We start from the raw sequence: 18,176 nt of genomic DNA, 5'->3' as shown, positions 1-18,176 counted from the left end.
CGCTCACCGCGCATCCGCACTCCCGTATCGCACGTGGGATTCAGCGCGCAATCGGTCGACCATGTGCGGGTAGTGAAGTTCGAAGGCGGGCCGCTCGGAGCGGATCCGGGGGAGTTCGGTGAAGTTGTGTCGTGGCGGCGGGCTCGAGGTGGCCCATTCCAGCGAGTTGCCGTGTCCCCATGGATCGTCGACGGTGACCGGTTCGCCGTACCGCCAGCTCTTGAACACATTCCACACGAACGGCAGCATCGAGAAGCCGAGGATGAACGCCCCGATCGTCGAGACGATGTTGAGCGGCTGGAAGCCGTCGGTGGGCAGATAGTCGGAGTACCGGCGCGGCATGCCCATGCTGCCCAGCCAGTGCTGCACCAGGAACGTCGTATGAAAGCCGATCAGCGTCAGCCAGAAATGAAGCTTGCCGAACCGCTCGTCGAGCAGCCGTCCGGTCATCTTCGGGAACCAGAAGTACACCCCGGCATAGGTGGCGAACACGATCGTGCCGAACAACACGTAGTGGAAGTGGGCGACCACGAAATACGTGTCGGTGACGTGGAAGTCGATCGGAGGGCTGGCCAGCAGCACCCCGGACAACCCGCCCAGCAGGAACGTGACCAGGAAGCCCATCGCGAACAGCATCGGGGTCTCGAAGGTCAGCTGGCCCCTCCACATGGTGCCGATCCAGTTGACGAACTTGATCCCGGTGGGGACCGCGATCAAGAACGTCGTGAACGAGAAGAACGGCAGCAGCACCGCACCGGTGGCGTAGAGATGATGCGCCCACACCGCGATCGACAGCGCCCCGATGCTGATGGTGGCGTACACCATCGTGGAGTAGCCGAACAGGGGCTTGCGGGAAAACACCGGCACGACCTCGGTGATGATGCCGAAGAACGGCAGCGCGATGATGTAGACCTCGGGGTGGCCGAAGAACCAGAACAGGTGCTGCCACAGCAGGACTCCGCCGTTGGACGCGTCGAAGATGCGCGCGCCGAGGTGGCGGTCGGCGGCGGCGCCGAACAGCGCGGCCGTCAGCAACGGGAAAGCGACTATCACCATGATGCTCGTGACAAGGATGTTCCAGGTGAATACCGGCAAGCGGAACATCGTCATACCCGGTGCGCGCAGGCAGACCACCGTGGTGATCATGTTCACCCCGCCCAGGATGGTGCCCAGGCCGCCGACAATCAGCCCCAGGATCCACAGGTCGCCTCCGGCGCCCGGGGAATGGACCTCGTTGGAAAGCGGCGTGTAAGCCGTCCAGCCGAAATCCGCTGCGCCGCCCGGGGTGATGAATCCCGCCAGCGCGATGAGAGCACCAAACATGAAGAGCCAGAACGACAATGCGTTGAGCCGTGGGAAGGCGACATCGGGGGCGCCGATCTGCAAGGGCAGCACGAGGTTGGCGAACCCGAACACGATCGGAGTGGCATAAAACAGCAGCATCACCGTGCCGTGCATGGTGAACAGCTGGTTGTACTGCTCGTTCGACAAGAACTGCAGCCCCGGTGCGGCCAGCTCGGTACGGATGAACAGCGCCATCAGCCCGCCGACGAAGAAGAAGGCGAAGCAGGCGACGATGTACATGATCCCGATCAGCTTGTGATCGGTCGTGGTGATCAGGCGGTAGATCAGGTTGCCCTTGGGCCCGACGCGCGCCGGAAAGGCCCGGTGGGCGCGCAGCTCACCCACCGGGGGTGCGTAGGCGGACATCAGATTGGTCTCCTAATGCTGGATCCGTCTCCCGCCGGCGGTCAACGGCGTCGGCGCCGGACGACCGCGATCACCCGTCGCGGTTCGCGTGCGCCGACGGCGACTTGGCATCGCGAAAGCCGCTGCGGTGGGGCAGCTTCCATCCTGGCCGGACGTAGTGGCACGTATAGCCCGACGGATACCGCTCGAGGTAGTCCTGGTGCTCGGGCTCCGCCTCCCAGAACTCGCCGGCCGGAGCCACTTCCGTGACCACCGTGCCGGGCCACAGTCCCGACTCGTCGACGTCGGCGATGGTGTCGAGCGCGATCCGCTTCTGTTCGTCGTCCAGATAGAAGATCGCTGAGCGGTAGCTGGTCCCGACGTCGTTGCCCTGGCGGTTCTTGGTGGTCGGGTCGTGGATCTGGAAGAAGAACTCCAGCAGCGTCCGATAATCGGTCCGGTCGGGGTCGTAGGTGATCTCGATCGCTTCGGCGTGCCCGGGATGGTTGCGATAGGTGGGGTGCGCGTTCTGGCCGCCGGTGTAGCCGACCCGCGTGGACACCACACCGGGCTGCTTGCGGATCAGATCCTGCATGCCCCAAAAGCATCCACCCGCCAGGACGGCAACCTTGTGTGTCATGACCGCTGCTCGCTCACGGGTGCGCCGCCGCGTCGCTCCGCAGCCGCGTCGGAGAACAGGCTCAGGTATCGCCCGTAACCTTCGGCCTCGAGGTTGTCGCGGTGAATGAAACGCAGCGACGCCGAGTTGATGCAGTAGCGCAGGCCGCCTTTATCCCGGGGGCCGTCGCTGAAGACGTGCCCGAGGTGGCTGTCGCCGTGCGCCGAACGAACCTCGGTGCGTTCCATGAAGTGGCTGCGGTCGCTCTTCTCGACGACGTTGTCCGCGTCGATCGGCTGGGTGAAGCTGGGCCAGCCGGTGCCGCTCTCAAATTTGTCGACCGATGCGAACAGCGGCTCACCGGAGACGATGTCGACGTAGATACCGGGTTCCTTGTTGGCCCAGTATTCGCCGGAGAATGGACGCTCGGTCCCGCTCTCCTGGGTAACGTGGTACTGCTCGGGACTCAGCGCGTCGACCGCCGCCGGGTTCTTGGTGTATTCGTGTGACACGGATGCTCCTTGGTGAGTGTGCTCGGTTGTCCGATTAGTTGCGGCCGGCCATGATGCCGCCGTCGACGTTGAGGATCGCGCCGGTGACCCAGCTGGCCTGTTCGGAAAGCAGATAGGTGACGGCGTTGGCGACGTCGACGGGGGTGCCGACTCGTCCCAGCGGGTGAAGCGGCGCGAAAGTGTCTAGCGTGGCGTCGATTTCGTCCTTCGGGATAAAGCCTTCATACAGCGGGGTCTTGACAACCGCCGGCGCCACCGCGTTGACGCGAATCTTGTGCTCCGCAAGCTCGATGGCCAGATTGTGGGTAAGGGCGTGCAGGCCGGCCTTTTGCATCGAATACGCAGACGATGGTGTCAAACCGATGGCCTGATGTGCCCACATGCTGCCGATGTTGACGATGGAACCGCCCTCGCCATTGGCGATCATGCCCGCAACGACGGTCTGTGTCAGGAAGAACAGCGCGTAGTTGAGCTCCATGTAGGAGTCGTAGAACTGCTGGTCGTACTCGAGAAACGGCCTGGGGATGAAGAATCCCGCCGCGTTGACCAGCAAGGTCGCGTCGTCGTGCTGCTCGGACAGCGCACGCTGTACATCCGCGACGGCAGCGCGATCAGTCAGTTCGGCGGCGATGCCCCAGGCGTGGCGACGCCGGTTCGTCAGCTCAGCGACGGTGTCATCGACACGGTCCTTCGAACGTCCGATGATCACCGCGCTGCCGCCATGGTCGACGACATCGAGAGCGACCTGCCGACCCATGCCGGCACTGCCGCCGACAACGATGACCTTCTTGCCGTCAAAATGCATGTTCGGTCCCCTTCGTGGTTGTCTTTGACGGCTCCCCGCTGGGCCGCCGTCTAACGAGACTGCAACGTCGCGGACTGAGCCGGCATCACCCCAGCCGTCTGTTCACCCGGGTGATTTGATGCGGAGTTGGGCGCGAGTCCTCGTCCCGGGCAACTTCGTCGGCGGGGAGAGTCACTGCGATTTGGCGACGACCGGCTGTTCGCGGGTTGCGTCGATAGCGTCCACCAACAGCCAGAGCGCTAAGCCGATGAGCGCGATGTCCTTCATCAAGAATTCGCCGTCGGCGGACAGAATGGGAAACCCACCCGCAGACGCCTCGCCGACCCCGGGCGTCGTGATCATGAAACTCAGCGTGGTGACGAAGAACAGAGAGGCGACTATCCCGCCCACCACGGCAGCTTTCGGAGACCAGGGCTTGAGGGCCAAGAGCGCCGCCGTGACCAATTCTACCGTTCCGTTCAATCGGCCAAAGGCGTCGATGGACATGATTTCGTAGACCCAACTCAAGAAGGGGCTGTTGGCCACCCAATGCGAAATGCCGTGGGACTCATAGTAAGTGAATTTCATGGCGCCGAACCAGGCCAGGACTACAGCCAAACCGTAACGTGCGACGAGGGGCGCGATGACGTTTATTCGAGACTTTCCTGGCCCAGCAGTCATCATGGCGGTGGCCTCACTCTGCGACATGCGGTCTCCGTTCTGTGTGTCGGTCGCGGCTCAGATCAGCGACCACTATCTACGCGCATGGGGTGAGTTGTCCTCATCCCTGGGTGCAATTCACCCGGGTGAGACGACGGTAAGCCGTTGCGGGGCATGCCGTTCAGTGCGCACAAGCCGGCTCCGGCAGGTCGAGATCGGCCTTCGTCAAACGGTAGACCTGTAGCGTGAGGTTGTAGTACTTGTCGGTCTCGCCGACCCACTCCATCCCCACTCGCCGGGCGGTAGCCACACCACGGCGATTCTCCGGTCGCACGACTGCGAAGACCTCACTGATACCGGGGTTTTCGAATGCCTGATGGGCAACCGCGTGACCGGCTTCCGCGCCGTAACCGTAGCCCCAAGCGTTCGGAGACAGCTGCCACCCGATTTCCAGATCCGTGCCGCCCGGCGGCAGCGGAAGCAGGGCAACGCCCCCGATTACGTCTCCCGCGGTGTTGTCGGTGATCGCCCACCGGCCCAGCGGCAGCCCGGTCGGGTCGCTTTCGGCGATCCATGCCGCCAGGACGTGTCGCATCACCATCGCGTCGGGGATGGGGGGCAAGGCCGGGCACAGCCAACGCGCCACTTCGGGCGCACCGTAGATCGCATATGCGGCGAGAGCGTCATCGAGTTCCCACGGCCGCAACACCAGCCGGGGTGTCTCGATGCGCCGCGTGTCCGCGTCCCAGTCGACGTGATGATGCTCAACCATTCCCGCCCCTAGCGTTGTCGTGTGTAGTGCCCAAACGTTGTGGGCGCGGTCCGATCCGTCAGTTCTCGTTGGTTCCCAGTGTGTTTGGCGTCTCGGCCCTGATGGCCACGATGGTCTCCGCGTCCTCCAGTGCGACCTTTTTGGCGGCGCGCATCACCGCGCGCACGTCGCCGGCGGGTATGACCGCGGCGCCCGAGGCGTCGGCGAAGACGTAGTCGCCGGGACGGACCGCCACCCCCGCGATCACCACCGGACGGTTCGCCTCGTACGGGGTGACGATGTCGCCGCCCGACCGCGTTGTCTCGCCGCGGCAATAGACGGCGAGGTCGTAGTGCGCCAGCTCGGCGAAGTCGCGCAGCTTCCCGTCCGCGAGAATGCCGGCGAGCCGATGGTTATGGACACGCGACAGCTTTGTCCCGCCGCCCAGCGACGCGTCGCTGCAGCCATTGCTGGCCAGGACGAGCACGCGCCCGTCGGCGCCGCTTTCGATGGCGTCGTAGAACAACCTCTTGAAGTTGTAGCGCTCGGGAGGGAGGGCGACCCGGCACGTCGGGAAGTAGGAGATGGTCACGGCGGGACCGAAGAGACGGCGGCCGGGTGTCGGGCTCACCAGGTCGAGGAGGTGACAACGGTGTCGGTGCCGGCGCCCCATGGCGTCCACGATGTCGGCGGTGCGCACGCGACCGGCGAGTACGTCGAGGGATTGCATCAGCGGTCCGGGGTCGCGATACGCCAGGACTGGGCGCCACGGAAGTCGAGCCAGGTGTCCGTGCTCGTTTGCACGAGTCGGGCCAGGACGTCGTCGCAGCCCGGGCAGCGCACCACGATGCCGGGGCCGCGGTGGTAGACGTGGCTCTCGGCGAAGGCGGTGTTACGACAACATTTCCCGCAGGTCAGCGTTGCGGTGGTGACGTCGAATCCCAGCACTTCCGCGAAGGCGCCCGCGGCCGCGTTGCCGTCGACGTGTGTCGGTTCGGTCATCATTCCTCGCTTCTGGATTAGTTGCTCGGCCCAAACCGCTCGGTCCGGATGGCTGACGGCTGATGTCCCTGCTCGATCAGCATTGCGGTCACCGATTCCACGAATCCCGTTGGGCCGCACACATAGATGCGCAACTCGTTGCGGGGTGCCCAGCGGGTCGGCGCGAAGTCAGCGGCACGCACCCGGCCGGACGGCCGCGTGGTGTGTGGCGCGGCCGAGCGGGTGTAGACCCGTGTGACCTCAAGCCAATCACATTCACGCTCGAGCCGCGCCAACTCTTGGGCGTAGTACACATCGGTAGGACTGCGCACCGAATAGATCAGCCGAAAGTGGGCGCTGCCCACCACTAGCCGCTGTCGCAGCATCGCCATCAACGGCACGATTCCCGATCCGCCGCCGACGAGTAGAACCTGACCCTCCTCGTCGGGGCGCCAGACGAACCAGCCACCGATGGGGCCGCGCAATTCGATCTCGTCGCCGGCAGCGAGTCCGAGGAGATACGGCGAGACCTCTCCGTCGGAGATCCGCTGCACGGTGAGTTCGATGTGCTCACCGTCGGCCGGTCTGCTCAGTGAGTAGCTGCGTTGCGCGCTGTACCCGTCCTCGGCGGTCAATTTGAGATCGATGTGCTGGCCGGCCAGGTGGCCGCCCCAGCCGGGCACGGTCAGCCGGATCGTGCGCGCCGAATCGGTCTCGGGGTGAGAATTCACGACACGCGCGACCCGCCACCGTAGCGCCGGTTTCACGTCGACATCCACAGTCGCCGTCAATCCCCGGCGTAGCGTTGTTCTCGCCACGGGTCCCCGTAGTTGTGGTAGCCCAACCCTTCCCAGAAGCCCGGTATGTCGCTGTCGCGCAACTCAATGGATCTCACCCACTTCGCGGACTTCCAGAAATACAGGTGCGGCACCAGCAGCCGTGCCGGGCCGCCGTGCACCGGGCTGAGCGGTGCGCCGTCGTAGGCGTAGACGATCCACGCCCTGCCGCCGAGAAGGTCGCGCAGCGGGAGGTTGGTGGTATAACCGCCGTAGCAACCGACCAGTGCGAATTCGGCGGCCGTGTCGATCCCTTCGAAAAGAGTGTCTACAGCTACGCCCTCCCACATGGTGTTCAGCTTGGACCACGTGGTGACGCAGTGGATGTCGACGGTGGGCCGCTCGCTGGGCAATTGCCTCAACTGGGCCCAGGTCCACACGCGTTCGGTGCCATGCTCGTCGCGGATTGTGAACCGCCAGCGATCGAGGTCGATGCGCGGAGTCGGTCCCGCCTGCAGCACGGGGAAGTCCGCGGTCAGATGCTGACCGGGCGGCAACTCGACGACCGACTCGGCGCGACGCCCGCGAAAGCCCTTGTTGACGACAGTCATTGGTGTCCTTTCGGCAGCAGATTTGGGGGAGCGGGATAGGACCCGAGCAGTTGCCGCCAGGATGCTACGAATTTGGCGACGCCGTCATCTTCGAGCGTCCTCACAACGTCCTTGAGTTCCACGCCGGCTGCGCTGATGTTGTCGAGCACGGCTCGGGCGTCGGCGGCCGTCCCGGTGATGGAGTCGCCGCTGATCACGCCGTGATCGGCGAGTGCCTCCAGGGTTTTTTCCGGGATGGTGCTGACAGTGTGTGGCGCGACCAGCTCGGTGATGTACATGGTGTCGGGATAGGCGGGGTTCTTCACCCCGGTGGAGGCCCACAGCGGGCGCTGCACATGGGCGCCGTCGTAGCCGAGCGCGGCGTAGCGGTGTCCGGCTTGGAACACCTCCTGGTATGCGGCATAAGCGAGCCGGGCGGTGGCGATTCCGGCACGTCCGCGCAGTTCCATGGCTGCCTCGGTGCCGATCGTCTCCAGCCGCTGGTCGATCTCGGTGTCGATGCGGGAGACGAACAGGGATGCCACGGAATGGATTTGGGTGAGGTCTTTGCCGGCGCGCTGCGCCGCCTCCAGCCCGGCCAGGTAGGCGTTCATCACCGCACGATGGCGCTCGACCGAGAAGATGAGGGTCACGTTGACTGAAATGCCCTCGGCCACAGTGGCGGTGATCGCGGACATACCGGCCGACGTCGCGGGGATCTTGATGAACAGATTCGGCCGATCGACGATCTTCCACAACTCGACGGCTTGACTGACCGTCTTGTCGGCGTCGTGGGCTGCCCTCGGGTCCACCTCGATGGATACCCGTCCGTCGACGCCACCGGAGGCTTCCCACTGCGGGCGCAGGACGTCGCACGCTTGCCGGACGTCGTCGGTGATGACGGTGCGGATCGCCGATTCGGCGTCGGCGCCGCCTTCGGCCAGTTCGGTGATCTGCCGATCGTAGGCATGGCCATGTGAGATCGCCCGCTGGAGATTCGAGGGATTGGTGGTGACGCCGACTACGCTTCTGGTGTCGATCAGCCTCTGCAGGTTGCCGGATACCAGACGGTCGCGCGACAGGTCGTCCAACCAAACCGAGACCCCCGCCGCCGAAAGCGCGGTCAGGGTTGGGTCTTGCGTCATGTGTCTGCGGCCTCCTGCCGATGTCGGCGGCTACGCGCTGTTCGTGCGGTGAGGAGCGCGGCGGCGAACGCGACGACCGGCCAGTACGCGCCGGCCAGCATCCGCCGGTCCCGCGTCGTCAAGCTAATGCGGCGCGCTGTTTGCGTCACAGATCCTCCGTTACCAGGCCTTCATAGAGCGTTGTTGCACGACTGCGCGTGCAAGCCCGTTGCTGCGGAACTCATTCCCGCCCGGTCGATGGCCAGGTTGTGTATGGGCACCTGCCGGGTGGTGTTCTGAGCGTGGCCCGGACCCGGCCAAGCCGTCATCACCCTCCAGCACCATTCACCCGGGTGATAATGCTCAAGCTGGACGGACGGTTAGACCCCTCAAGGGTGTGTCCAGTGATTGCGGCACGAATCGCAGCTCCGCGGCGCCAAAGGACACACCGAAGCGGGCGCACCACAGAATGACGCTGCCGACTCCGGCGGTGTCGACATGGCTACTCGTGTGTCACTCAGCCAGACGCGCAGCTGCGGACCCAACGTGGCATGGAGATTGTCCAGCCGCAGTATCCGTGACCCGTCGGGCAAGGTCGCCAGCCGCGCAGCACCGCTGGTTGGGTGGATGTGGCTGGTGAATTCTCCTAACTGGGTGGTCTGAGCTCCTGGCGGCGGCATCTCATCGATTGTGGTCTTGATCAACAACTTCCACGGTGCCAGCCACCACACGGCGGCAGGCAGTGCGCCCAGGACAAGGGTCGCCCGGGCCACGGGCCGCGGCGCCAACCACTGTGCGGCGTCAGTCCAGATCATCGTGCGCTATCAGCCGCCTGGCCGCCTCGGTGATCGAGCCGGACAGCGACGGGTAGATCGCGAGCGTCTGCGCCAGCCCGTCGACCGTGATGCGATTCTGCACGGCCACGGCGATCGGCAGGATCAGCTCCGAGGCGATCGGGGAGACCACCACACCGCCGATCACGACGCCGGTGGCCTGTTGGCAGAAGAGTTTGACGAAGCCATGACGCAGCTCCGACATCTTGGCGCGCGCATTGGTTTCGAGTGGCAGCATGATGGTCCGGGCCGGCACCGAGCCGTCGTCGATCGCCGTCTGCGGCACGCCGACCGCGGCGATCTCGGGACGCGTGAATACCGTGGCCGCGACGGTGCGCAGCCGGATCGGACTAACCGCCTCGCCCAGCGCGTGATACATCGCGATCCGGCCCTGCATCGCGGCGACCGAGGCCAACGGCAACAGGCCGGTGCAATCCCCGGCGGCATAGATCCCGGGAACCGACGTCCGTGACACCCGGTCTACGGTCAGGTGGTTGCCGCGCCCCAGCTCGATGCCCACCCGCTCCAGGCCCAGGCCGTCGGTGTTGGGGGTCGATCCGATCGTCATCAGGGCGTGGCTGCCCTCAACGGTGCGGCCGTCGGTCATCGTCACCACGACTCCGCCCTCGGTGCGGACAACCGATTGCGCGCGTGCGTTTTTGACGAGTTTGACGCCGCGTTCGGCAAACGATTCCTCCAGTACCCATGCGGCGTCGGCATCCTCGTAGGGCAGCACCCGGTCCCGGCTGGCCACGACGGTCACCGCGGCACCGAGTTCGGCGTACGCGTTGGCGAACTCGGCGCCGGTGACGCCCGAGCCGACGACGATGAGGTGCTCGGGGAGCGCGGTCAGGTCGTAAAGCTGGCGCCAGGTCACGATGCGCTCGTCGTCGGGCTGCGCCGAGGGCAGGATTCGCGGGCTGGCGCCGGTCGCAACCAATACGACGTCGGCATCTCGCACCATCGCGGTGCCGTCGGGCTTGGTCACCTTGACGCAGTGGCGCGCCAGCCCGGGAGTCGCGTCGATCAGCTCACCGCGACCGGCGATCAGCTCGACGCCCATGCTGAGCAGGTCGGCGGTGATGTCGGCGGACTGGGCGGCCGCCAATGTCTTGACCCGCTGGTGGATTTCGGGCAACGAGATCTCCGCGTCGGCGATACCGATGTCCAAGCTCAGAGGCGCCCGGCGCAGTTCGGTGCGCAGCCCGGTGGAGGCGATGAACGTCTTTGACGGCACGCAGTCGCACAGCACGGCCGCACCGCCGATACCGTCGGCGTCCACGATGCTCACCCGTGCCACCTCAGGCCCTCGGGCGGCGGCGACCAGTGCCGCCTCGTAACCGGCCGGGCCCCCGCCGAGGATCACAATGCGGGTCGGCACAGCTCGAACCTCACCATCCGGCCGGACGACAGGTCATCAAAAACGCCATCCACCACCGGCGTTCGTGTCTTCATCGCCGATGATATGGATGGCGGCTTCCTCAGCCGACGCGGCGCCACCGTCAATGCCGACGTCGTAGGCAAGGTAATCCGTAGCCGGATCCGTAGGGTCTACGTCGAAGGCGACGAGCCGGCCCGCGCGCATGCCGCCGACCTGATCGTCGATCGGCTCGCCATCGCTGTCAGCGCTATCACCGATTCCGTCGCCGTCCCACTGGTCGGTCACGTCCGGCAGCTCACGGGCCAGCCGGCGCGCCAGACTTTCGTGGGTGCGCGCTTCCCTCGCGGTGAGACCCCACGCCCGCAATTCCCGCGGGCTTTCCGGGGGTGAGTAGCCCTCGTCCAGGTCGATGCCCGTCTGTTCAGAGTCCACGCTTTCTTCCGGCTCGAGCAGGTGGGCCCCGACGTCGTCGAATTCAGAAATCCCCATCAGCGCCGTCTCCATTCCTTATCTGCAAGGTCGCACTCGCGAAGCGAAGCCGTGCGCCCGCCCGGTGGTTGCCTCAACCGAGCGCCTCGACAAGATCGCGGCAGGCTCGTTCACAGCGACGGCATACCTCGGCGCACACGCGGCAATGCTCGTGTTTCGCCGCGTGCTTGTCGCACTCGTCCCCGCTTGTCTTACAGGCGACGGCGCACGTTTGGAGCACCGTCCTGGTCAAGTTGGCGTCATAGCCCGTGTGCCGGGACAGCACGCGCCCGGTTGTCGCGCAGACATCCGCGCAGTCAAGGCAGGTACGGATGCATTTGGTCAAGTGGTTGACGTCGTCTTCACTGAGGCAGGCGTCTGCACACGCTGTGCACGCCTGGTCGCATTCAAAACACGCGTCGATACATGCGACCAGCTGTCTCGATCGATCCGGCCTAGATCGCGGGGATAGGTCTCCAGCATTCTCCTGGCGGCGTTCACTACGTCCTCCTTGTCAGGTTCCTCCTTGTTGGAGGCTGTCTCACACAACAGAACACGGCTGCGTAGCTGTAGACATCAAAAGCATGGCGTGCAAACGGGTGAACTGTCCTCGCCCACCTGAGTGCCTCACCCGGGTGATAAAACGACGTGACGAATCCGCCGAACCCACTACCCAAGATCACCACTGACGGGGCGCGACCGGTCTGGCGGGTCAGGCGCTCCTAAACCGCCTCGGGCTGCCGCGGGCGAATGATGGCCAGCATCCTGCGCAGCTGCGGCTCCTCTGGGCTGCCGGCGTAGCCATTCAGCCATCCGGTCAACTTCGAGTGTATCGCCACCGGCAACGCCGTACGGGTTGCCAGGAGGGAGGTGAGGATGCGTTTGATCACGAGATACCCTTCGCCGCAGCCTAATTCGACGAAGACAACCGTGCGCTCATAGCCGGTCAGACACGAATTCACCGCGTCGACCAGTAACCACGCCATGTCCTCGTCGGAGATGCTCGACGGCTCAACCGTGGGGCGCGGTTGCGCCACCGAACCACGACTCGGGAACCTCCGTGTCTTCGACGACACCAATCGGGCCTGGGGCCTGATAGCGGCAGTAAGCATGTCCTGGTCCCTTTCCGGTTTCCTGGCGGCGGCTGGGCGTGGTTCATTAACGGCTTTGTCAGACAAGGTGATTCGTGACCGGGCACATCTGGTGCGGTGCCCGCGGATGGGCTAAAACAGTCCGAGTTCTCGCGCCCGGCTGACCGCCGCGCCGCGGTGCTCAACGCCGAGCTTGCGGTAAATGGCGCGCTGGTGGGTCTTCACGGTATTGAGCGAGACGTAGAGCCGCTCACCGATCTCGCGTCGCGATAGCCGGGTGGCGAGCAGGCGAAGAACCTCAACCTCTTTGGGGGTCAGTTCCTCGGCGACCACGCTCCGTTCGTTGCGCGGACTCACCGCGACTCCCGCGTTGCGCTCGGCCGAGGCGAGCAGCGTCGGGGCGATGCCGGCATCGGCGCAACCACGCACCAGGGTGCCGGCCTCTTCGAGGCTCGCCTTGGCGGTCTGGTGGTCGCCGAGCCGCTCGGAGATCTCCGCCCTCACCAACTGCGCCTTGGCCACCTCGAGGATCGCACCACTTTGGCGGGCCGACATGACGGCCATGTCCGCGGCGGCCACCGCCGCAAGCGCGTCACCGCTTTTGGCGAGGAGTTCGGCCGTGGCCAGCGACACCATCACGTCCACCAGATGTTCCGCATCGGCCAGGTCTCGGGGGCTGCCCGAAGCCTCCCGGATCTGATGCTCGGCATCCGCGAGCTCACCCCGTTCGGCCGAGATCAGCGCCAGATAGCCCAACGAGGAACTGCGGGCGCGACGATCGCCCACCTTCTCGGCAAGCTGCACGGCCCGCCGGAAGGCGGCTTGCGCCTCGGGGACATCGCCCGAAAAGTACAGCGCGGCACCATAAATGCAATAGGCGCTCGGTCGGCCCAGCGGTGCTTCGCCGAAATCGAGGGTGGTCGCCCGGCGAGCCCCCTCGAGCGCGGCAGCAACGTCAGCCGTCTTGAATGAGTGAACCGCGCGCAACACGGCGGCTTGCGCGCTGATGGCGCGACCATCCGCGGTATCGTCCGCGGATCGCGCCTCGACCGCCTCGATCCACTCGGCGGCGTCATCGAGTTGACCGACGCTGAGGGCGATCCACGCGCGGGCGACGCTCAGGCGCGGATCCTCTAAGACGGTTTCCTCGGGAAGTAGATCCAGGTAGCCGGAGATGGTCGACAGGCCGCCGCCGTTGAATTCGTCGACCCAGTCCGCGGCGATCAGGTCAGCGCTGCGCGCGGTGTCGCCGGCGGCGAGCAGGTGGCGCACCGCCTCATCGATGAGTCCCTCGGCCTCGAACCACGTCGCGGCTCGCCGGTGCAGATCGGCGACGAGATCAGGCTCGGTGCGGCGCAGCTCGGTGCGCAGCAGCTCACCGAACAGCTGGTGATAGCGATACCAGTGACGCGACGTGTCCAGTGGCACCACGAACAGGTTTTCGCGCTCGATCTTTTGCAGGACCGCGGCCGAGCCAGACGTTTGCAGCACCGCGTCGCACAGCGCACCGCTGAGTCGTCCCAGGACCGACGTGCGGAGCAAAAAACTACGCAGGTTCGGTGGCTGCCCGTCGAGCACCTCGGCCATCAAGTAGTCGACGATATGACGGTTGTCGCCTGCGAACGTCTTGATGAACGTTGCGGTGTCAGCACGCCCGGCAAGCGAGAGGGCGGCAAGATAGAGGCCGGCAGCCCATCCTTCGGTGCGGCGGTGCAACAGTTGAATATCCGTGGGCGCCAAGCCCAGCCCGAGGACATCGTTCAGCAGGTGGTCCGCCTCGGTCGGCCCGAAACGTAAGTCGTCCGTTCGCACCTCGGCGAGCTCGCCGCTGGCCCTCAGCCGAGCCAGCGGCAACATCGGATCGGCTCGGGTGGCCAACACCAGGTGAAGATTCGCCGGCATCCGGCTGATGAAGAAGGCAAGCTGCTCATGCATCGCTCGGCCTACCACCAGATGGTAGTCATCGAGAATGAGCACGACGGGGCTAGCGATCGTGTCCAGATCGTTGAGCAGGGTAGGCAGCACGATTTGCACTGGATCGGCACCCATCGCCAGGAGTTCGACCGCGCGAATCCCCAGCCCGGGACTGACTTTCTGCAGCGCGGCGACCACGTACATCCAAAACCACACCGGGTCGTTGTCGGAGGAATCGAGCGACAGCCAGGCGAACCGCCCATCCCCACCCATCGCCCACTGCGCCAGCAATGTCGTCTTGCCCCAACCCGCCGGCGCACTCAACAGGGTCAGCTTGCGGGTACGCCCCGCCGACAATGCGTCCAGCAGGGCCGCCCGGTGAACCAGCTGCGCCCCCATGGCCGGGACGTGCAGCTTGGTGGCGAGCAGGACTGCGCGCGCACCGGCTTGTCCGACGCCGTTGTCGCTGCGCCCTGCTGAGCCGCTCATGTCCGCACTCCGCGAATCCGTCGAATCCTGCAGCCGGGCGGGGAAACTCGGCGGTGACGCGTCCTGGGTGGCCGCCCTGTCGGCATCCCAGTTTGTCCTTGCGGGGCCGCCCGGGCTCGTTCTGCTCGGTAATCGCGGCGACTCTATTGAATCAGATGCGCCGTCCGGAAATGCCGCGGGCGCACGCCGGCGGTGCCCGTTTGGGCCGGCGGACCCGCGTCCCGCCAAGGGCTCAATGGTTGTCTCATGAGCCGCGCTCATGCTGTGCCCGCTCACCGCACTTCTCCTGATTTCACCGAAGCCTCTACTCCTGCAACCCACTGCACCGCCGCGCCCGGATGCTGAACCTCTCAAGGGAGGTGACTGAGCGTCTCAACGCGAGACTTCGGGGCACGCGGGCCGGCGGCCCGCCATCGTCTGCGCCGTGCTCATGGACGTCGGGACACCAACACGTAGCCACCCACGCCGAAGACCACCGGCATCATCATCAACATTCCCAACAGTGTGCTCATCATCGTCTTCTCGACCCTCTGCGCGTTTGCCCTCCGGCGCCGGGCCCTGGTTGGGTCGCGGCGATCCAAAGCGCAATGACTACGTTGGCACCGCGGGAACCGCGCCACCATCGCCCGGCGGGTGATGTTTAGGGCCGGGTCGGTGTATGCCTAGTGGCCTTGGGCTTTGACGGATTGGTCAATCCGGGCGGCGCATGAGTTGCGTCAGTTGAGCGCGGGACGTGATCCCGAGTTTGGCGAAGGCATTGTGAAGATGCGTTTTCACCGTGTGAGGGGAGAGGTGCAGTTGCTGCGCGACCGCGCGGTTGGTCGCGCCGTCGGCGATCAGATGGACGACGGTGAGTTCGGAGTCGGTGAGGCTGTCCAAGCCCGTTTTCGCCCGCGGGTGTGTGACGATGCGCCGTTCCACGCCCAACCCGCGCAGCGCGCGACCGACCCGGCGGGCATCGGCGGTCGCCCCGCACTCGATGTAGGTGTCGAACGCGGCGTTCAGTTGTTCGAGCGCCTCGGCATTGCGCTGCGCGCGAGCCAGTTCGCCGCCGGCATCCTCGGCGGCGCTGGCGTACAGAAGCGGCCGCGGCGACGCGTGCAGCAACTCTGCGGCAGCCACCAATGCCTGGGCATCGTGTTCGAGGATCCCGCGGGCGTACCCGGCCACCGCCGCGAACAGCGGCACCGCGGGCCGGTCACGCTCGAGCACCTCGGTGGCCTGCAGGACCCGCGCGCGTAAACCGGCATCACCGGCGGCCGAGGCCACCCGCGCACCCAAGATCAGGCGAGCCAACGCGTGGGGGAAAAACGGTGTCGCCAGCAGGATGACGTCGCCGAGCCAGCGCATCGCGTCATGAATGTCGTCGCGCTGCCACGCCGCCCGCGCGAGCACATACGCCGATCCGCGACGAATGCCGGCGGAGCCAGTGGAATGGGCGTCGCGCGCGTCATTGACCATCTGTTGCAACAAGTTCCGGTCATCGGTGTGGGCCGCCACCTCGGCGAGAATCACCGTGCGGAGTACGTCGTGCTCGGTCGCCCCCGTCCGCTGCGGTGGCGGAAGGCATTCCGTCGCATCGCGAGCGGCCGACAGCCGGCCCGCAGCGAGGTGGACGAGCCCACTGAAGACGGCCCACAAGGCGAGCGCCATCGCGTTGCCTTCCCGACCGGCTTGCCCGATGCCCTGCGCAACCTGGGCCGTCGCGTCGTCCAACCGGCCGACCACTGCCAGCAGGTTTGCGTTGTACATTCCGGCATAGGCATGCGCCAACGCCGTTTCATTCGTGTGGGCGAGCGGGCAAAGCTCTTCGAAACGGCGCAGTGCGCGGGCCGTATACCCCTCACCGGCATCGAGCAAAGCGTGGGTGACGCCGGCCATGATCGTGGCCTCGAGATCACCGGTGGCGGCCGCGGCCGCGGCCGCCTCGTCGGCGGCCTCGCGCCGTTGCCCACCTTCGTCGAACACCAGGTTGTACGCCAGCCACGCTAGATGCCGCGCCCGGGTGATCTCGCTGAGTCCGCTCAACTCGAGCGCCCGCCGATTCTCCTCCACACGCCGCTGGTCAGTGTGCTTGGTGTGCACGGGAAGTCGCAGCCGGATCTCGGCCTCTACTTCGGGCGACGCCGCGCCCGAGAGCGCCGCGACGGCCAATTCTTCGGCCTCGCCGTGGCGGCCGGCCCGGTTGAGCCACCCCACCGTTTCCGCGACCAGGGATCCATGCTCGGCGTCGTCGGCGGGCAACAGCCCCAGTGCGCGCTTGCTCAGGTCCGCGGCCGCGCTCGCGTCGCCGCGGCCAACCGATTGGGCGGCGTGGCGCAGAGCGTCGATCGCCTCCCGGTCTCCCGGCTCGGCGCTGCGCGCCAGCTGGGTGGCTACCTCGGCCGGCGCCGCGCCCATCCCCAGCATGACCGACGCCGACTGGCGCTCCATCGCCCGGCGCAGCGACTGCGGCAAGGACTGTCGGGTGGCCTCGCGCAGCAAGTCGTGCCGAAACCTCAGCTGCTCACCGTCTTCGATGAAAAGATCCGCGCGCACCGCCTCCTCGAGCGCCGAGAGCAACGACGTCGGCGAACGTTCCAGCATCGCGGCCAGCAAGCCGGCCGAGAACCGGTCCGGCAGCACCGCGGCCACCCGGACCACTTCTGATGCACCTTCGGAGAGCAGGTCCAGCCGTTGCTGCATACTGGCGCCCAGCCGTCGCGGCAGCTCATGTCCGGTGGCCACCGCGTGCCCGCCGGTAACGCTCAGTCGGTCCTCCTCGCCGAGCCCCCTGACGAGCTCGCTGACCAAAAACGGATTTCCGTGCGCCTTGGCGGCCAGATTCAACAGTGACACATCGGCTTTCGCCCGCACGGCGTCACAAACCATGTCGGCGACCGCATCCGGCGCGATGGCCCCCAGTCGCAGGAATGTGGCATGCGCGCGGTGCAGCACCGACAACGTCTCTTGCACCGCTGGCCCGCCGGCCCCGGTGCGGGCGGTCAATATCCACAACACCGCCGCATCCGGCCGCGCGGTGGCCAGCGAACGCAGCGCCAGCAGCGTGCCGTTATCGGCCCAGTGAATGTCCTCCAACACAATCACCAGCGGGGTCTGTGCGGCCGCGGCGTGAATCGCGTCGGCCAAATCGTGCACCACCCAGTAGCGCAGGTCGGCCGATCCGCCCAGGCGGCGCAACGCCTCGGCGTCTCCCACCGGGGGATCGGCGTTGAGCGTGGCCATGAACAGCGAGAAAAACGGCACCGTCTGCTGGTACTCGAACGCCTCACCGAACAAGGTGCGCACCCCGCTGTGGTCGGCCAGCGCCAACACTTCGGTGAGCAACCGACTCTTCCCGATGCCGGGCGGGCCCTCGATGACCAGCACGCCCCCGCGGCCCCGCGGCAGCGCGGTAACCAGTGCGCCGATCATTTTCAGCTCGTCTGCCCGCCCTCGAAGCGGCGGAGTGACCAGCCTTGGGCCGCCGACATCGAATAGGCCGGTGGAAGGCCCCATCGGGTGTGTGTCCTAT

The 18,176-nt window shown here is 66.0% G+C and carries 16 protein-coding genes and 1 pseudogene; all 17 read right to left on the bottom strand.

The genetic code is table 11. The features are described from left to right. Positions 1-3: 3 nt before the first annotated feature. The 17 genes and pseudogenes from ctaD to P6281_RS15960 all read right to left on the bottom strand — a co-directional run bounded on the left by ctaD (position 4) and on the right by P6281_RS15960 (position 18,160). Complete coding sequence (ctaD, locus tag P6281_RS16040; protein WP_324738427.1) at positions 4-1,710, bottom strand: aa3-type cytochrome oxidase subunit I; 1,707 nt, start codon at positions 1,708-1,710, stop codon at positions 4-6. 70 nt (positions 1,711-1,780) lie between these two features. After that, complete coding sequence (gene msrA, locus P6281_RS16035; protein WP_201359321.1) at positions 1,781-2,329, bottom strand: peptide-methionine (S)-S-oxide reductase MsrA; 549 nt, start codon at positions 2,327-2,329, stop codon at positions 1,781-1,783. Next, complete coding sequence (gene msrB / locus P6281_RS16030) at positions 2,326-2,820, bottom strand: peptide-methionine (R)-S-oxide reductase MsrB (RefSeq protein ID WP_014385232.1); 495 nt, start codon at positions 2,818-2,820, stop codon at positions 2,326-2,328. Before msrB ends, msrA begins: the two co-directional genes overlap by 4 nt. 34 nt (positions 2,821-2,854) lie before the next feature. Beyond that, entirely contained in the window at positions 2,855-3,625 is a 771-nt protein-coding gene (locus P6281_RS16025; protein ID WP_014385231.1) for an SDR family NAD(P)-dependent oxidoreductase, read from the bottom strand. Between the two features lie 171 nt (positions 3,626-3,796). Continuing rightward, positions 3,797-4,312 carry a YkgB family protein gene (locus tag P6281_RS16020; protein WP_014942447.1) on the bottom strand — a complete coding sequence of 172 codons (516 nt, stop codon included), beginning with the start codon at positions 4,310-4,312 and terminating at the stop codon, positions 3,797-3,799. A 133-nt stretch (positions 4,313-4,445) separates the two neighbouring features. Next, positions 4,446-5,036 (bottom strand): GNAT family N-acetyltransferase, encoded by a 591-nt coding sequence (locus tag P6281_RS16015; protein WP_014385229.1) that lies wholly within the window; start codon positions 5,034-5,036, stop codon positions 4,446-4,448. 58 nt (positions 5,037-5,094) lie between these two features. Then, positions 5,095-5,745 carry an RraA family protein gene (locus tag P6281_RS16010; protein ID WP_014942446.1) on the bottom strand — a complete coding sequence of 217 codons (651 nt, stop codon included), beginning with the start codon at positions 5,743-5,745 and terminating at the stop codon, positions 5,095-5,097. Further along, positions 5,745-6,020, bottom strand: coding sequence for a DUF6510 family protein (locus P6281_RS16005; RefSeq protein WP_014942445.1), 276 nt, complete (start codon positions 6,018-6,020; stop codon positions 5,745-5,747). Before P6281_RS16005 ends, P6281_RS16010 begins: the two co-directional genes overlap by 1 nt. Before the next feature lie 14 nt (positions 6,021-6,034). Continuing rightward, positions 6,035-6,775: a ferredoxin reductase gene (locus tag P6281_RS16000; protein ID WP_014942444.1), complete on the bottom strand. Its 741-nt coding sequence runs from the start codon at positions 6,773-6,775 to the stop codon at positions 6,035-6,037. Positions 6,776-6,783: 8 nt separating this feature from the next. After that, entirely contained in the window at positions 6,784-7,383 is a 600-nt protein-coding gene (locus P6281_RS15995) for a sulfite oxidase-like oxidoreductase (protein WP_008258058.1), read from the bottom strand. After that, on the bottom strand, positions 7,380-8,507 hold the full coding sequence (gene tal / locus P6281_RS15990; RefSeq protein ID WP_324738426.1) for a transaldolase: 1,128 nt from the start codon (positions 8,505-8,507) through the stop codon (positions 7,380-7,382). The genes P6281_RS15995 and tal overlap by 4 nt, the downstream gene beginning before the upstream one ends. Positions 8,508-9,287: 780 nt before the next feature. Further along, a complete protein-coding gene (locus P6281_RS15985) occupies positions 9,288-10,700 on the bottom strand; it encodes an NAD(P)H-quinone dehydrogenase (RefSeq protein WP_008258053.1) in 1,413 nt (470 codons plus the stop codon). A gap of 36 nt (positions 10,701-10,736) precedes the next feature. Next, the gene (locus P6281_RS15980; protein ID WP_008258051.1) at positions 10,737-11,204 is read right to left on the bottom strand and encodes a DUF5709 domain-containing protein; all 468 of its coding nucleotides are present in this window, start codon (positions 11,202-11,204) and stop codon (positions 10,737-10,739) included. A gap of 58 nt (positions 11,205-11,262) precedes the next feature. Continuing rightward, positions 11,263-11,651, bottom strand: a pseudogene (locus P6281_RS15975) (four-helix bundle copper-binding protein). 239 nt (positions 11,652-11,890) lie between these two features. Further along, positions 11,891-12,205, bottom strand: a complete 315-nt coding sequence (locus tag P6281_RS15970; protein ID WP_008258049.1) for a hypothetical protein — start codon at positions 12,203-12,205, stop codon at positions 11,891-11,893. A gap of 186 nt (positions 12,206-12,391) precedes the next feature. Beyond that, on the bottom strand, positions 12,392-14,662 hold the full coding sequence (locus P6281_RS15965; protein WP_202377478.1) for a LuxR C-terminal-related transcriptional regulator: 2,271 nt from the start codon (positions 14,660-14,662) through the stop codon (positions 12,392-12,394). Positions 14,663-15,352: 690 nt separating this feature from the next. Continuing rightward, a complete protein-coding gene (locus P6281_RS15960; RefSeq protein WP_201359318.1) occupies positions 15,353-18,160 on the bottom strand; it encodes a helix-turn-helix transcriptional regulator in 2,808 nt (935 codons plus the stop codon). Positions 18,161-18,176: the final 16 nt, after the last annotated feature.

Source organism: Mycobacterium sp. 5-140-3-2 (assembly GCF_035666375.1).
GTDB lineage: Bacteria > Actinomycetota > Actinomycetes > Mycobacteriales > Mycobacteriaceae > Mycobacterium > Mycobacterium intracellulare.
Note: the sequence above shows the minus strand (reverse complement) of the source record. Positions and strands in the feature narration are given on the sequence as shown.

What these genes read in the sequence shown, in the direction of transcription:
- P6281_RS16020 (WP_014942447.1), bottom strand. Translation starts at nt 4,312, where the DNA reads ATGTCGCAGAGTGAGGCCACCGCCATGATGACTGCTGGGCCAGGAAAG.
- P6281_RS16025 (WP_014385231.1), bottom strand. Translation starts at nt 3,625, where the DNA reads ATGCATTTTGACGGCAAGAAGGTCATCGTTGTCGGCGGCAGTGCCGGC.
- P6281_RS15965 (WP_202377478.1), bottom strand. Translation starts at nt 14,662, where the DNA reads ATGAGCGGCTCAGCAGGGCGCAGCGACAACGGCGTCGGACAAGCCGGT.
- P6281_RS16015 (WP_014385229.1), bottom strand. Translation starts at nt 5,036, where the DNA reads ATGGTTGAGCATCATCACGTCGACTGGGACGCGGACACGCGGCGCATC.
- msrA (WP_201359321.1), bottom strand. Translation starts at nt 2,329, where the DNA reads ATGACACACAAGGTTGCCGTCCTGGCGGGTGGATGCTTTTGGGGCATG.
- P6281_RS15960 (WP_201359318.1), bottom strand. Translation starts at nt 18,160, where the DNA reads ATGGGGCCTTCCACCGGCCTATTCGATGTCGGCGGCCCAAGGCTGGTC.
- P6281_RS16005 (WP_014942445.1), bottom strand. Translation starts at nt 6,020, where the DNA reads ATGATGACCGAACCGACACACGTCGACGGCAACGCGGCCGCGGGCGCC.
- ctaD (WP_324738427.1), bottom strand. Translation starts at nt 1,710, where the DNA reads ATGTCCGCCTACGCACCCCCGGTGGGTGAGCTGCGCGCCCACCGGGCC.
- P6281_RS16010 (WP_014942446.1), bottom strand. Translation starts at nt 5,745, where the DNA reads ATGCAATCCCTCGACGTACTCGCCGGTCGCGTGCGCACCGCCGACATC.
- P6281_RS15980 (WP_008258051.1), bottom strand. Translation starts at nt 11,204, where the DNA reads ATGGAGACGGCGCTGATGGGGATTTCTGAATTCGACGACGTCGGGGCC.
- tal (WP_324738426.1), bottom strand. Translation starts at nt 8,507, where the DNA reads ATGACGCAAGACCCAACCCTGACCGCGCTTTCGGCGGCGGGGGTCTCG.
- P6281_RS15995 (WP_008258058.1), bottom strand. Translation starts at nt 7,383, where the DNA reads ATGACTGTCGTCAACAAGGGCTTTCGCGGGCGTCGCGCCGAGTCGGTC.